Source organism: Micromonospora haikouensis, assembly GCF_000876225.1.
Classification (GTDB): Bacteria; Actinomycetota; Actinomycetes; order Mycobacteriales; family Micromonosporaceae; genus Micromonospora; species Micromonospora haikouensis.
In genome coordinates this window covers 486,597-501,419 of sequence record NZ_JXSX01000002.1, presented here as the reverse complement: position 1 = coordinate 501,419, position 14,823 = coordinate 486,597, and the positions used below count along the sequence as shown (strand labels likewise).

8 protein-coding genes are annotated in these 14,823 nt (G+C 69.0%); all 8 read right to left on the bottom strand.

Annotated features, from left to right (window positions below; translation table 11 throughout):
* Positions 1-115 precede the first annotated feature (115 nt).
* On the bottom strand, positions 116-1,309 hold the full coding sequence (gene tuf / locus TK50_RS18830) for an elongation factor Tu (RefSeq protein WP_043965499.1): 1,194 nt from the start codon (positions 1,307-1,309) through the stop codon (positions 116-118).
* A gap of 222 nt (positions 1,310-1,531) precedes the next feature.
* Entirely contained in the window at positions 1,532-3,628 is a 2,097-nt protein-coding gene (gene fusA / locus TK50_RS18825; protein ID WP_043965497.1) for an elongation factor G, read from the bottom strand.
* A 76-nt stretch (positions 3,629-3,704) separates the two neighbouring features.
* A complete protein-coding gene (gene rpsG, locus TK50_RS18820; RefSeq protein ID WP_013735957.1) occupies positions 3,705-4,175 on the bottom strand; it encodes a 30S ribosomal protein S7 in 471 nt (156 codons plus the stop codon).
* 1 nt (position 4,176) lies between these two features.
* Entirely contained in the window at positions 4,177-4,551 is a 375-nt protein-coding gene (gene rpsL / locus TK50_RS18815) for a 30S ribosomal protein S12 (RefSeq protein ID WP_014440718.1), read from the bottom strand.
* A 643-nt stretch (positions 4,552-5,194) separates the two neighbouring features.
* A complete protein-coding gene (locus TK50_RS18810; RefSeq protein WP_043966510.1) occupies positions 5,195-5,563 on the bottom strand; it encodes a DUF4190 domain-containing protein in 369 nt (122 codons plus the stop codon).
* An 836-nt stretch (positions 5,564-6,399) separates the two neighbouring features.
* Positions 6,400-6,768 (bottom strand): hypothetical protein, encoded by a 369-nt coding sequence (locus tag TK50_RS18805; RefSeq protein WP_043965490.1) that lies wholly within the window; start codon positions 6,766-6,768, stop codon positions 6,400-6,402.
* Positions 6,769-6,933: 165 nt separating this feature from the next.
* Positions 6,934-10,821, bottom strand: coding sequence for a DNA-directed RNA polymerase subunit beta' (locus tag TK50_RS18800; protein WP_043965489.1), 3,888 nt, complete (start codon positions 10,819-10,821; stop codon positions 6,934-6,936).
* Positions 10,822-10,942: 121 nt separating this feature from the next.
* Positions 10,943-14,374 (bottom strand): DNA-directed RNA polymerase subunit beta, encoded by a 3,432-nt coding sequence (gene rpoB, locus TK50_RS18795; protein ID WP_043965487.1) that lies wholly within the window; start codon positions 14,372-14,374, stop codon positions 10,943-10,945.
* Positions 14,375-14,823 lie beyond the last annotated feature (449 nt).

Sequence of the window (14,823 nt, the reverse complement as noted above, 5' to 3'; positions counted from 1 at the left end):
ACTGTTCAACGACCCGGAGGTCCAGCGGATGCCGGACACGGGCGAGGAACTGCCGTTACGCAACCTGACTAGTATGCCGCACGACCGGCGGCGACGCTAATCGGGGTTACCCAGTTCACTTGACGATCTTGGTGACCCGACCCGCGCCGACCGTACGGCCACCCTCCCGGATCGCGAACTTGAGGTTTTCCTCCATCGCGATGGGCTGGATGAGCTTGACGCTCATCGTGGTGTTGTCGCCCGGCATGACCATCTCGGTGCCCTCGGGCAGCGTGACGACGCCGGTGACGTCCGTGGTGCGGAAGTAGAACTGCGGGCGGTAGTTCTGGAAGAACGGGGTGTGCCGGCCGCCCTCCTCCTTGGAGAGGATGTAGACCGTCGCCTCGAACTCCGTGTGCGGGGTCGTGGTGCCCGGCTTGATGACGACCATGCCGCGCTCGACGTCCTCGCGCTTGGTGCCACGCAGCAGGAGGCCGACGTTCTCACCCGCGCGCGCGTCGTCCAGGGTCTTCCGGAACATCTCGATCGCGGTGACCTTGGTCTTGAAGCCCTTCTCGCGGATGCCGACGACCTCGACGTCCTCGTTCGGGAGCAGCACGCCACGCTCGACACGACCGGTGACGACGGTGCCACGACCGGTGATCGTGAAGACGTCCTCGACGGGCATGAGGAACGGCTTCTCGGTCTCGCGCTCCGGCTGCGGGATCGCGGTGTCGACCGCGTTCATCAGCTCGAGCAGCTTCTCGGTCCACACCGGGTCGCCCTCGAGCGCCTTCAGCGCGGAGACCTGCACGACCGGCAGGTCGTCGCCCGGGTACTCCTGCGAGGAGAGCAGCTCGCGGACCTCGAGCTCGACGAGCTCCAGGAGCTCGGCGTCGTCGACCATGTCGCTCTTGTTGAGCGCCACGACGATGTACGGCACACCGACCTGACGGGCCAGCAGCACGTGCTCGCGGGTCTGCGGCATCGGGCCGTCGGTCGCCGCCACCACCAGGATCGCGCCGTCCATCTGCGCGGCACCGGTGATCATGTTCTTGATGTAGTCGGCGTGCCCGGGGCAGTCGACGTGCGCGTAGTGCCGCGCCTCGGTCTGGTACTCGACGTGCGCGATGGAGATCGTGATGCCGCGGGCCTTCTCCTCCGGCGCCTTGTCGATCTCGTCGAACGGGGTGTACGGGTTCAGGTCCGGGAACTGGTCGTGCAGGACCTTGGTGATGGCCGCCGTCAGCGTCGTCTTACCGTGGTCGATGTGACCAATGGTGCCGATGTTGACGTGCGGCTTAGTCCGCTCGAACTTCGCCTTCGCCACTGGTGTCCTCCTGTGGACTTCTTGGTTCTTCTCGCCCCGGCACGCCAGGTAGGCGCTTAGGACTCTGTCGACAGCCTTTCCGGCCTGACGGCCGGAGAGCTTTTGTGGGTTCTGCGGCGATGAAGCCTACAGGCCCGGTCTCACACAACCCGACCGAGGTGGCCGCGGGCGGGAATCCCTCCCGCGACCAGCCCCGATTCATCGGATCAGCTCAGGCGAGCGTCACTCACCAGTCGCCTTGGCGATGATCTCCTTGGCCACCGAGGCCGGAATCTCGGCGTAGGAGTCGAACTGCATGCTGTAGCTAGCCCGGCCCTGGGTCTTCGACCGCAGGTCGCCGACGTAGCCGAACATCTCCGACAGCGGCACCAGCGCCCTCACGATGCGGGTGCCGCTGCGCTCCTCCATCGCCTGGATGATGCCACGGCGGGAGTTGAGGTCGCCGATGACGTCACCCATGTTCTCCTCAGGAGTGGTGACCTCGACGGACATCACCGGCTCCAGCAGCGCCGGGTCGGCCTTGCGGGCCGCCTCCTTCAGCGCCATCGAGCCAGCGATCTTGAACGCCATCTCGGACGAGTCGACCTCGTGGTACTGGCCGTCCACCAGCGTCAGCTTGACACCCACCAGCGGGAAGCCGGCGAGAATGCCGTACTGCATGGCGTCCTGGGCGCCCGCGTCCACCGACGGGATGAACTCCCGGGGGATGCGGCCACCGGTGACGGCGTTCGCGAACTCGTAGGTCGGCGAGTCGTTGTCCAGCGGCAGCGGCTCCAGGCTGATGATGACCCGGGCGTACTGGCCGGAACCACCGGTCTGCTTCTTGTGGGTGAACTCGACCTTCTCCACCTTGCGGCGGATGGTCTCGCGGTACGCCACCTGCGGCTTGCCGATGTTCGCCTCGACGTTGAACTCGCGGCGCATCCGGTCGACCAGGATGTCCAGGTGCAGCTCGCCCATGCCGGAGATGACCGTCTGGCCGGTCTCGTCGTCCAGCTTGACGCGGAAGGTCGGGTCCTCCTCGGCCAGCCGCTGGATGGCGGTGCTGAGCTTCTCCTGGTCGGCCTTGGTCTTCGGCTCGATGGCGACCTCGATGACCGGCTCCGGGAAGGTCATCGACTCCAGGATGACCGGGTTCGCCGGGTCGCACAGCGTGTCACCGGTGGTGGTCTGCTTGAGACCCTGCACCGCGATGATGTCGCCAGCCTGGGCCGAGCCGCGCTCTTCCCGCTTGTTGGCGTGCATCTGGTAGATCTTGCCGATCCGCTCCTTGCGGTCCTTGGTGGAGTTGACCACCTGGGACCCGGACTCGACCACGCCGGAGTAGACCCGGACGTAGGTGAGCTTGCCGAGGTGCTTGTCGGTCTGGATCTTGAAGGCGAGACCGGAGAACGGCTCCTTCTTCGACGGCTTCCGCTGCAGCGGCGTCTCGCCGTCGGTCGCGGTGCCCTCGATGGCCGGGATGTCCAGCGGCGACGGCAGGAAGTCGACCACGGCGTCGAGCATGGGCTGCACGCCCTTGTTCTTGAACGCCGAGCCGCACAGCACCGGGTTGGCCTTGCTGGCGATCGTGGCCCGCCGGATGGCGGCCTTGATCTCCTCGACGGAGATCTCCTCGCCCTCCAGGTACTTCTCCATCACCGCGTCGTCGACGTCGGCCAGGGTCTCCATCAGCTTCTCGCGCCACTGGGCAGCGTCGTCGGCGAGGTCGGCCGGGATCTCCTCGATCGCGTAGTCCTCACCCTTCTGGGTCTCCCCGCGCCAGGTGAGGGCGCGCATGCCGATCAGGTCGACGACACCGATGTGGTCGCCCTCGAGCCCGATCGGGATCTGGAGCACCAGCGGGGTCGCGTTCAGCCGGTCGATCATCATCTGGACGCAGCGGAAGAAGTCCGCGCCGGTCCGGTCGAGCTTGTTGACGAAGCACATCCGCGGGACGTTGTACTTGTCGGCCTGACGCCAGACGTTCTCCGTCTGCGGCTCCACGCCGGCCACGCCGTCGTAGACCGCGACCGCACCGTCCAGCACCCGCAGCGACCGCTCGACCTCGACCGTGAAGTCGACGTGACCGGGCGTGTCGATGATCTGGATCGTGTGGCCCTTCCACTCACACTTGGTGGCAGCGGAGGTGATGGTGATACCACGCTCCTGCTCCTGCTCCATCCAGTCCATGACGGCAGCGCCCTCGTGGACCTCACCGATCTTGTACGTGATACCGGTGTAGAAGAGGATCCGCTCGGTGGTAGTGGTCTTACCGGCATCGATGTGCGCCATGATGCCGATGTTGCGTACGTTGGCGAGCGCGTCTGCGGCGGCCACTTCAATCCCTACTTATCGTCGTCTCGACACAACTGGTGGTGGTTCCGGCGCCACGCGGGCGCCGGAACCAGATGTGTTACCAGCGGTAGTGCGCGAAGGCCTTGTTCGACTCGGCCATCTTGTGCGTGTCCTCGCGCCGCTTGACGGCGGCACCGAGGCCGTTGCTCGCGTCCAGCAGCTCGTTCATCAGCCGCTCGACCATGGTCTTCTCGCGCCGGGCGCGGGAGTAGGTGACCAGCCAGCGCAGGCCCAGGGTGGTCGCCCGGGCCGGCCGGACCTCGACCGGGACCTGGTAGGTGGCGCCACCGACACGGCGGCTGCGCACCTCGAGGGTCGGCTTGACGTTGTCCATCGCCCGCTTCAGGGTGACGACCGGGTCGGTGCCGGACTTCTCGCGGCAGCCCTCCAGGGCCGCGTACACGATGCGCTCGGCGAGCTGGCGCTTGCCGCGCAGGAGGATCTTGTTCACCAGCTGGGTGACCAACGGCGAGTTGTACACCGGGTCAGCGACCAGCGGCTTCCGCGGAGCGGGTCCCTTACGCGGCATCTCAGCTCTTCTCCTTCTTCGCGCCGTAACGGCTGCGCGCCTGCTTGCGGTTACGGACACCCTGGGTGTCCAGCGACCCGCGGACGATCTTGTAACGCACGCCGGGGAGGTCCTTCACCCGGCCGCCGCGGACGAGCACGATGGAGTGCTCCTGCAGGTTGTGACCCACGCCCGGGATGTAGGCGGTCACCTCGATCTGGCTGCTGAGCTTGACACGAGCGACCTTGCGCAGCGCCGAGTTCGGCTTCTTCGGGGTGGTGGTGTACACGCGGGTGCACACGCCGCGCCGCTGAGGGGAACCCTTCAGCGCCGGGGTCTTGGTCTTACTCGTCTTCGCCTGGCGGCCCTTTCGGACCAGCTGCTGGATCGTGGGCACCGGGTTTCTCCGCTCCCTTCGGCCGCCTTCCGGCGACCGCGCCGTCTGCTCGTAGCCATCCCTCGTGGAAAGGCTCTCCTACATTCCGGCCAGGCCCGCCTTGCGGAGGTCCCGGCACCCGCGGTCGGGCGTGTCGCCCGGCTCACGGTCCCCGGTGCAGTCGCTCGCGCGCGCACCGGATTCCTGTCACCGGCACACGGTCACCGCGCGCCGGGTCTTTTGGCTCTCTGTCGTGCCGCCGCGCGATCACCGGGAACCCGGTTCCGACGCACGCACGAGTTGCCCGGGCGAGCCCGGGCACAAGGGGAAAGAGTACCTATCACAGCCGCACAGGTCAAAACGGAGAGGTCCCGGAGATCAGCGTCACCGCCCTGCCGGCCGAACCGTCGCGCCTGCCCACTTGCGATGGGCACCTACAGAAACAAGTGTAACGGCTACCGCGGCACCCGGCCCGTCGGCCCTGGGTAACGCCGCCGCCCCGCCCTGCCCCTGAGCCGCAATGTCGGCGACATGGCGGCATCCAGGCACCCGCGACCCCGCCATGTCGCCGACATGGTGTCGATCAAGCCGGACCAGCCGGAGGACGGGGCGGGCCCAGCACGGGGCGGGCCCAGCACGGGGCGGGCCCAGCACGGGCGGAGACTCAGCTCAGGGCGAGCAGCAGCCCCAGGCCGAGACCCAGCAGGCTGAGCACCACGCCCACCACGCCGCAGCTGATCCCGGCCACCGCCAGCCCCCGGCCCGTGAAGCGCACCGCCGGCGGGGGCGCCGGACGCCGGATCTGCCGCCGGCCGAGCGCACCGGCCACCACCGCCGCCGTGCCGGCCAGCAGCCCGAGGACCGCGAACACACCGGCGGCCCAGGCACCCTGGCTGCCGGCGGTCGCCCCGAGGCAGATCACCAGGAGGGACACCAGAGCGGAGGCGATGCCCGCCACCAGGGATCCGATCGCGAGCCCGGACGTCACCGGGGGCACGTCGAGATGCACCACGCCGAACGGGGTGCCCGGCACCGGGTCGACCCGCTTGGGCGGTCGGGCCGCGTCCTTCGGCGGCGGGGGCACCGCCCCCCAGCCAGCGCCCGGCCCACCCCAGCCGCCGCCCGGTCCGCCCCAGGCACCGCCCGGCGCCTGACCCGGGTAGCCACCCGGATGGGTGGTCGTGCCGGGGTGCCCCGGCCAGGAAGCGGGAGCCGGATGCGGCCCGGCCGCCGACTGTGGTGCGTGGCCAGGCTGCACGAAGGGAGCAGACTGCACGGGAGAAGCCGGCGATGCCGGGGGGCCCGGCTGGGCAGGAGAAGCCGGTGGTGCCGAGAGACCCGGATGCGCGGGCGGAGCCGGCTGCGCCGAGGGAGACGACTGGGCGGCGGGGCCCGACGGCACGGGCGAAGCCGGCGGCACGGCGGGGGCCGGCTGTGGCCCGGAACTCGGCTGCGCGACGTCGCCGGCCCCCGGGCCCGGGCCGAACTGCGGCGGGGAGCCGGCCGCCGGCCCGGGACCCGGCCCAGGAAACGGGTCGGGCTGCGGGAATGCGCCGGCAGAGGGGCCGCTGCTCCCGATCGGCGGGGAGACCGACGACGGGGCGTCGGCGGCGGGGGTGCCCGGTGCTTGCGGATCGGTGCCGGCGGCGGGCCGGGCCCACGGGCTCTCCTCCGGCGCTGCCGGTGACCCCGCCGGATCCGGGAGCGCGGCGGATCCCTCCGCCGACTCGCCCGAGGGCCGCGCCGGTTCCGTCACGAGGGCCTCCTGTCGCCGGTCGTCGTCCACCGCCGCGCGACGGACACCGGCCAGGCTACCGTCGCCCGGCCAACCCCGTGGGCGCGCGTCGACGTCTCCCCCGCGCGGGACGGTCAGTCCACGTTCGGGGCGTAGTCGTGCCCGAACGGCGCTCCGGCCAGCCGCACCAGGCCGATCACCAGGGCCGCCACCACGGCCGCCGCGACCAGGACCAGCCCGGCCCAGGCCAGGCGCTCCCCGCGCCGCAGCCAGGCCGCGCCGGTGAGGAAACCCCCCGAGGCGTACGCCTCACGGCGGGCCTGCCGGGCCAGCACGAGAGCGAGCGTGGCCGGCACCACCCCGCCGACGAACAGCCCGGTCAGCGCGCCCATCAGGCCGAGCGCGAAGACCGCCCGGGCCTTGCTGGAGCGCACCGGGTCGGGGTCGAGCGGATGGCGTGCCCCGTGCGGGGCGACGGGCACCTGCCCGGGTGCGATCGTCATGTCCTCCATCATGCCCGTCCCCCGCGACGATCCCAGCCGACCACGGAGAGATAGCGGTATCCCGGGCCGGCGACCCCACCAGGTCGCCGACATGGCGGGGCGCACGGCCCGACGCGACGAGGCCCCCGGCGGTGCGCCGGGGGCCTCGTCGTCAGTGCGTGATCTTTAGCGGTACGACCCGAAGTCGAAGTCGTCCAGCGGCACGGCCTGCCCGCTGGCCGGCCCGAAGCCGTAGTCGGTCTCCGGGTATCCGGTCATCGAGTAGACCTTGGCCTTGGCCTCCTCGGTCGGCTCGACCCGGACGTTGCGGTACTTGCTGATGCCCGTACCGGCCGGGATGAGCTTACCGATGATCACGTTCTCCTTGAGGCCGATCAGCGAGTCGCTGCGGGCGTGGATCGCCGCGTCCGTCAGCACCCGGGTGGTCTCCTGGAAGGAGGCCGCCGACAGCCAGGAGTCCGTGGCCAGCGAGGCCTTGGTGATACCCATCAGCACGGGGCGACCGGCGGCGGGCTCGCCGCCCTCGCCGACGAGCCGGCGGTTCTCCGACTCGAACAGCGCCCGGTCGACCAGCACGCCCGGCAGGAACTCGGTCGAGCCGGAGTCGATGACCGTCACCCGCTTGAGCATCTGGCGGATGATGATCTCGATGTGCTTGTCGTGGATGAGCACACCCTGCGAGCGGTAGACCTCCTGGACCTCCTGGGTCAGGTGGACCTGGACCGCGCGCGGGCCGAGGATGCGCAGCAGCTCGTGCGGGTCGATGGTGCCCTCGGTGAGCTTCTCGCCGACCTCGACGTGGTCGCCGTCGTGGGCCCGCAGCCGGACCCGCTTGGAGATCTTGTCGTAGACGATCTCGTCGGAGCCGTCGTCCGGCACCACGATGATCTTCCGCGACCGCTCGCCGTCCTCGATCCGGATCCGGCCCGGGGTGTCGGCGATGGGCGCCTTGCCCTTCGGGACGCGGGCCTCGAAGATCTCCTGAACCCGGGGCAGACCCTGGGTGATGTCCTCACCCGCGACACCACCGGTGTGGAACGTACGCATCGTCAGCTGCGTACCGGGCTCACCGATCGACTGGGCGGCGATGATGCCGACCGCCTCGCCGACGTCCACGGTCTTGCCGGTCGGCAGCGAACGGCCGTAGCACGCACCGCAGACGCCCAGCTTCGACTCGCAGGTGAGCACGCTGCGCACCCGCACCGTCTCCGTCCCGGCGGCGACGATCGCGTCGACCAGGATGGAGTTGATGTCCTGGCCCCGGTGGGCGACGACCGTGCCGTCCGGGCCCTTGATGTCGTCGGCCAGGGTCCGGGCGTGGACGCTGGTCTCGGCGTGCTCGTGGACGTACAGCTTGCCGTCGCGCCGCTCGCCGATCTGCATCGGGATGGCCCGGTCGGTGCCGCAGTCCTCCTCGCGGATGATGACGTCCTGCGAGACGTCCACCAGACGACGGGTCAGGTAACCCGAGTCGGCGGTCCGCAGCGCGGTGTCGGCGAGACCCTTACGGGCACCGTGCGTGGAGATGAAGTATTCCAGCACGGAGAGACCCTCCCGGTACGACGCCTTGATGGGTCGCGGGATGATCTCGCCCTTGGGGTTGGCCACCAGACCACGGATCGCGGCGATCTGGCGGAGCTGGAGCAGGTTACCGCGGGCACCCGAGTTGATCATCTTCCACAGCGGGTTCTCCTGCGGCAGCGCGGTGTCCATCTCCTTGGCGACCTCGTTGGTCGCCTTGGTCCAGATCTCGATGAGCTCGCCGCGACGCTCCTCGGCGGTCATCAGACCACGCTGGTACTGCTTGTCGATCCGGTCGGCTTCCTTCTCGTACCGCTCCAGGATCTCCCGCTTGCGCGGCGGAGCGATGACGTCCTCCATGCCGATCGTCACGCCGGACCAGGTGGCCCAGTGGAAACCGGCCTCCTTGAGCCCGTCGAGGGTCGCGGCGAGGGCGACCTTCGGGAAGCGCTCGGCGAGGTCGTTGACGATCGCGGAGAGCTGACCCTTGCGGATCTCGTAGTTCACGAAGCGGTAGCCCTGCGGCAGCGTCTCGTTGAACAGCACCCGGCCCAGGGTGGTCTCGACGGTGAGCGGCTCACCCTCGACCCAGCCCTCCGGCGCGACCCACGGCTGCGCGCCGGCGCCGTTGTCGACCCCGACCAGACCGCGCAGCCGGATCCGCACCGGGGCCTGCAGGTGCAGCTCGCCGGCGTCGAACGCCATCCGAGCCTCGGCGTCCGAGCTGAACGCCCGGCCCTCGCCCCGCTCACCGGTGGTGAGGTGGGTGAGGTGGTAGAGGCCGATGACCATGTCCTGCGTGGGCATGGTGACCGGCTTGCCGTCGGCCGGCTTGAGGATGTTGTTCGAGGACAGCATCAGGATCCGCGCCTCGGCCTGCGCCTCGGCGGACAGCGGCACGTGCACCGCCATCTGGTCGCCGTCGAAGTCGGCGTTGAACGCGGTGCAGACCAGCGGGTGGATCTGGATGGCCTTGCCCTCGACCAGCTGCGGCTCGAAGGCCTGGATGCCGAGGCGGTGCAGGGTCGGCGCGCGGTTGAGCAGCACCGGGTGCTCGCCGATGACCTCTTCCAGCACGTCCCACACGACCGGGCGCTGCCGCTCGACCATCCGCTTGGCGGACTTGATGTTCTGCGCGTGGTTGAGGTCGACCAGCCGCTTCATCACGAAGGGCTTGAACAGCTCCAGCGCCATCTGCTTGGGCAGGCCGCACTGGTGCAGCTTCAGCTTCGGGCCGACCACGATGACCGAACGGCCGGAGTAGTCGACGCGCTTGCCGAGCAGGTTCTGCCGGAACCGGCCCTGCTTGCCCTTGAGCATGTCGGACAGCGACTTGAGCGGACGGTTACCCGGGCCGGTGACCGGCCGGCCGCGACGGCCGTTGTCGAACAGCGCGTCGACGGCCTCCTGGAGCATCCGCTTCTCGTTGTTGACGATGATCTCGGGCGCGCCGAGGTCGATCAGCCGCTTGAGGCGGTTGTTCCGGTTGATCACGCGGCGGTACAGGTCGTTCAGGTCGGACGTCGCGAAGCGGCCACCGTCGAGCTGCACCATCGGGCGCAGGTCCGGCGGGATGACCGGGACGCAGTCCAGAACCATGCCGAGCGGCGAGTTGCGGGTGTTCAGGAACGCCGCGACGACCTTGAGCCGCTTGAGCGCCCGGATCTTCCGCTGGCCCTTGCCGGAGCGGATGGTCTCGCGCAGGCTCTCGGCCTCGGCGTCGAGGTCCATGTTCTGCACCAGCGCCTTGATCGCCTCGGCACCCATGCCGCCGGTGAAGTACTCGCCGAACCGGTCGCGCAGCTCCCGGTAGAGCAGCTCGTCGGTGACGAGCTGCTTCGGCTCCAGCTTGCGGAAGGTGTCGAGCACCTCGTCGAGGCGGTCGATCTCGCGCTGGGCCCGGTCGCGGATCTGGCGCATCTCGCGCTCTCCGCCCTCCTTGACCTTGCGCCGGACGTCCGCCTTCGCGCCCTCGGCCTCCAGCTCGGCCAGGTCGGCCTCCAGCTTGGCGGCCCGCTTCTCGATCTCCGAGTCGCGGCTGTTCTCCGACTGCCGCTTCTCGGCGAGGATCTCGTTCTCGATGGTCGAGAGGTCACGGTGACGCGACTCGGCGTCCACGCTCGTCACGACGTACGAGGCGAAGTAGATGATCTTTTCGAGGTCCTTCGGGGCGAGGTCCAGCAGGTAGCCCAGCCGGCTCGGCACGCCCTTGAAGTACCAGATGTGGGTCACCGGAGCGGCCAGCTCGATGTGCCCCATGCGCTCCCGGCGGACCTTGGAGCGGGTCACCTCGACGCCGCAGCGCTCGCAGATGATGCCCTTGAACCGGACCCGCTTGTACTTACCGCAGTAGCACTCCCAGTCCCGCTGCGGACCGAAGATCTTCTCGCAGAAGAGCCCGTCCTTTTCCGGCTTGAGGGTGCGGTAGTTGATCGTCTCGGGCTTCTTGACCTCGCCGTGCGACCACTGACGGATGTCGTCGGCGGTGGCGAGACCGATGCGCAGCTCGTCGAAGAAGTTGACGTCGAGCACTATGTCCCCTATGTCGTCGTCTTTACAGCTAGATCACGGGCGGGGTTGGGGGCCGGCCGCCCCGCGGAGGGATCAAGCCTGACCGCCCGGAGCGGGGTGGCCGGCCCCCAACCCACACCACTTACACCTCTTCGACCGAGCTCGGCTCGCGCCGGGACAGGTCGATGCCCAGCTCCTCCGCGGCCCGGAACACCTCGTCGTCGGTCTCGCGCATCTCCAGGGCCACGCCGTCGCTGGAGAGCACCTCGACGTTCAGGCACAGCGACTGCAGTTCCTTGAGCAACACCTTGAACGACTCCGGAATGCCCGGCTCCGGGATGTTCTCGCCCTTGACGATCGCCTCGTAGACCTTGACCCGGCCCAGGACGTCGTCGGACTTGATGGTCAGCAGCTCCTGCAGGGCGTACGCGGCGCCGTACGCCTGCATCGCCCAGCACTCCATCTCACCGAAACGCTGGCCACCGAACTGCGCCTTACCACCCAGCGGCTGCTGCGTGATCATCGAGTACGGACCGGTCGACCGGGCGTGGATCTTGTCGTCGACCAGGTGGTTGAGCTTCAGGATGTAGATGTAGCCGACCGCGATCGGGTCCGGCAGCGGCTCGCCGGAGCGACCGTCGAACAGCTGCGCCTTGCCGGAGGAACCGATCAGCTGCTTGCCGTCCCGGTTGGGCAGGGTCGACGCGAGCAGACCGGAGATCTCCTCCTCGCGGGCACCGTCGAAGACCGGCGTGGCCACGTTGGTGTCCGGCTCGGACTCGTGCGCCTCGATGGAGCGCAGCTGGCGCTTCCACTCGGCGTCGTCGCCGTCGACGCTCCACCCCGTCTTGGCCACCCAGCCGAGGTGCGTCTCCAGCACCTGGCCGATGTTCATCCGGGACGGCACACCCAGCGGGTTGAGCACGATGTCGACCGGGGTGCCGTCCTCCAGGAACGGCATGTCCTCGATCGGCAGGATCTTCGAGATGACACCCTTGTTGCCGTGCCGGCCGGCGAGCTTGTCGCCGTCCTGGATCTTCCGCTTCTGGGCGACGTAGACCCGGACCAGCTCGTTGACGCCCGGGGGCAGCTCGTCGCCGTCCTCGCGGGAGAACGTGCGTACGCCGATGACCGTGCCGGTCTCGCCGTGCGGCACCTTCAGCGAGGTGTCCCGGACCTCGCGCGCCTTCTCGCCGAAGATCGCGCGGAGCAGCCGCTCCTCCGGGGTCAGCTCGGTCTCGCCCTTGGGCGTGACCTTGCCGACCAGGATGTCGCCGGGGACGACCTCGGCGCCGATCCGGATGATGCCGCGCTCGTCGAGGTCGGCGAGCATCTCCTCGCTGACGTTCGGGATGTCCCGGGTGATCTCCTCCGGGCCGAGCTTGGTGTCCCGCGCGTCGACCTCGTGCTCCTCGATGTGGATCGAGGTGAGCACGTCCTGCTGCACGAGGCGCTGCGACAGGATGATCGCGTCCTCGTAGTTGTGGCCCTCCCAGCACATGAACGCGACCAGCAGGTTGCGCCCGAGCGCCATCTCGCCCTCGTCGGTGCAGGGACCGTCGGCGATGACCTGGCCGGCCTCGACGCGGTCGCCCTCGAAGACGACCGGCTTCTGGTTGACGCAGGAGCCGGCGTTGGAGCGGCGGAACTTGTGCAGCAGGTACGTCCGGCGGTGGCCGTCGTCCTGGTGGATGGTGATGTAGTCGGCGCAGAGGTCCTCGATGACACCGCCGACCTCGGCCACGACCACGTCACCGGCGTCGACGGCGGCACGGTATTCCATGCCGGTGCCGACCAGCGGCGACTCCGCCTTGACCAGCGGCACCGCCTGACGCTGCATGTTCGCGCCCATCAGGGCCCGGTTGGCGTCGTCGTGCTCGAGGAACGGGATCATCGCGGTCGCGACCGAGGTCATCTGCCGCGGCGAGACGTCCATGTAGTCGACGGCGCCCGGGACCACGTCCTCGGTCTCGCCGCCCTTACGGCGGCAGAGGACCCGGTCCTCGGCGAACGTGCCGTCGGCCTTCAGCGGCGCGTTCGCCTGCGCCTTGACGAACCGGTCCTCCTCGTCCGCGGTCAGGTAGTCGATCTGGTCGGTGACCCGACCATCGACGACCTTCCGGTACGGCGTCTCGATGAAGCCGAACGGGTTGACCCGGGCGAAGGTGGAGAGCGCGCCGATCAGGCCGATGTTCGGGCCTTCGGGCGTCTCGATCGGGCACATCCGGCCGTAGTGGGACGGGTGCACGTCGCGGACCTCGAAGCCGGCCCGCTCCCGGGACAGACCACCCGGGCCGAGCGCGCTCAGCCGACGCCGGTGGGTCAGGCCCGCCAGCGGGTTGGTCTGGTCCATGAACTGGGACAGCTGCGAGGTGCCGAAGAACTCCTTGATCGCCGCCACGACGGGGCGGATGTTGATCAGGGTCTGCGGCGTGATCGCCTCGACGTCCTGGGTGGTCATCCGCTCGCGGACGACCCGCTCCATCCGGGACAGGCCGACGCGGACCTGGTTCTGGATGAGCTCGCCCACGGTGCGCAGGCGCCGGTTGCCGAAGTGGTCGATGTCGTCGGCCTCGTAGCCGTCCTCACCGGCGTGCAGCCGGCAGAGGTATTCCACGGTGGCGACGATGTCGTCCTCGGTGAGCGTGCCGGTGGTGATCGGCACGTCCAGCTCGAGCTTCTTGTTGAACTTGTACCGACCGACCTTGGCGACGTCGTACCGCTTCGGGTTGAAGAAGAGGTTGTCGAGCAGGGTCTGGGCGTTCTCGCGGGTCGGCGGCTCGCCGGGGCGGAGCTTGCGGTAGATGTCTAGCAGCGCCTCGTCCTGGCCGGCGATGTGGTCCTTCTCGAGCGTCGTCATCAGCAGCTCGGACCAGCCGAACTTCTCGCGGATCCGCTCGGCCGACCAACCGATGGCCTTGAGCAGGACGGTGACGGCCTGCCGGCGCTTGCGGTCGATGCGGACGCCGACGGTGTCGCGCTTGTCGATGTCGAACTCGAGCCAGGCACCCCGGCTCGGGATGACCTTGACGCTGGAGAGGTCGCGGTCGGAGGTCTTGTCCGGCTGCTTGTCGAAGTAGACGCCCGGGGACCGGACGAGCTGGCTGACCACGACGCGCTCGGTGCCGTTGATGATGAACGTGCCCTTGGGCGTCATCATCGGGAAGTCACCCATGAACACCGTCTGGCTCTTGATCTCGCCGGTGGTGTTGTTGGTGAACTCCGCCGTCACGAACAGCGGGGCGCAGTAGGTCAGGTCCTTCTCCTTGCACTCCTCGATCGAGGCCTTGACCTCGTCGAAGCGCGGCGCCGAGAAGGAGAGCGACATGGTGCCGGAAAAGTCCTCAATGGGACTGATCTCGTCGAGGATTTCCGCGAGACCCGAGCGTGCGTGCGGGTCGTCCGCCGACCGGCCCTGCCAAGCCTCGTTGCCGACGAGCCAGTCGAAGGACTCGTTCTGGATGGCGAGGAGGTTGGGGACCTCGAGGTGTTCGGTGATCCTGCCGAATGAAACTCGGCGGGGTGCGAAAGCGCTCGACGTACGACTGGTCTTCGCAGGGCGGGAAGCTGCCAAGATGCGTCCTTCCGAGGACCGGTGCTGCAGAACGGCTGGTACGCGTGCACTCCAATGACCCCACCAGAAATATCCGTAATCGGACATTTCTGCGCAGGGGTCAAGTCGGAAGGCAGCGCAAACTAGCAGTGTAGCCGAGAGGCTAACCGCTGTCCAGCCCAACCCGCAGGTCGCCGCGGAACGTGCCTCGGGGCCCCCGGAACGGGGCCTGACCGGGCCGCTCGGAACGCGGCATACCCACGGACCGCCCAGGTGCAGCGGACGATGGTGCCGCCGCTGCCATTACCCGGATGGTGGCCGTCGCAAGCGCGGAAGGTCTTGCTGGTGTCAGCGTGCCTGGCAGCCGGGGGCCGCGTCAAGGGCCCGTCTCGTGCGCGACAGGTGTTTCCCACGCGTGGGCGACGGCCCCGAACCGCCCCGCCGGCCGGCGTGGAGCGTCGCCGCCCTGC

What these genes read in the sequence shown, in the direction of transcription:
- rpsG (WP_013735957.1), bottom strand. Translation starts at nt 4,175, where the DNA reads ATGCCGCGTAAGGGACCCGCTCCGCGGAAGCCGCTGGTCGCTGACCCG.
- TK50_RS18805 (WP_043965490.1), bottom strand. Translation starts at nt 6,768, where the DNA reads ATGACGATCGCACCCGGGCAGGTGCCCGTCGCCCCGCACGGGGCACGC.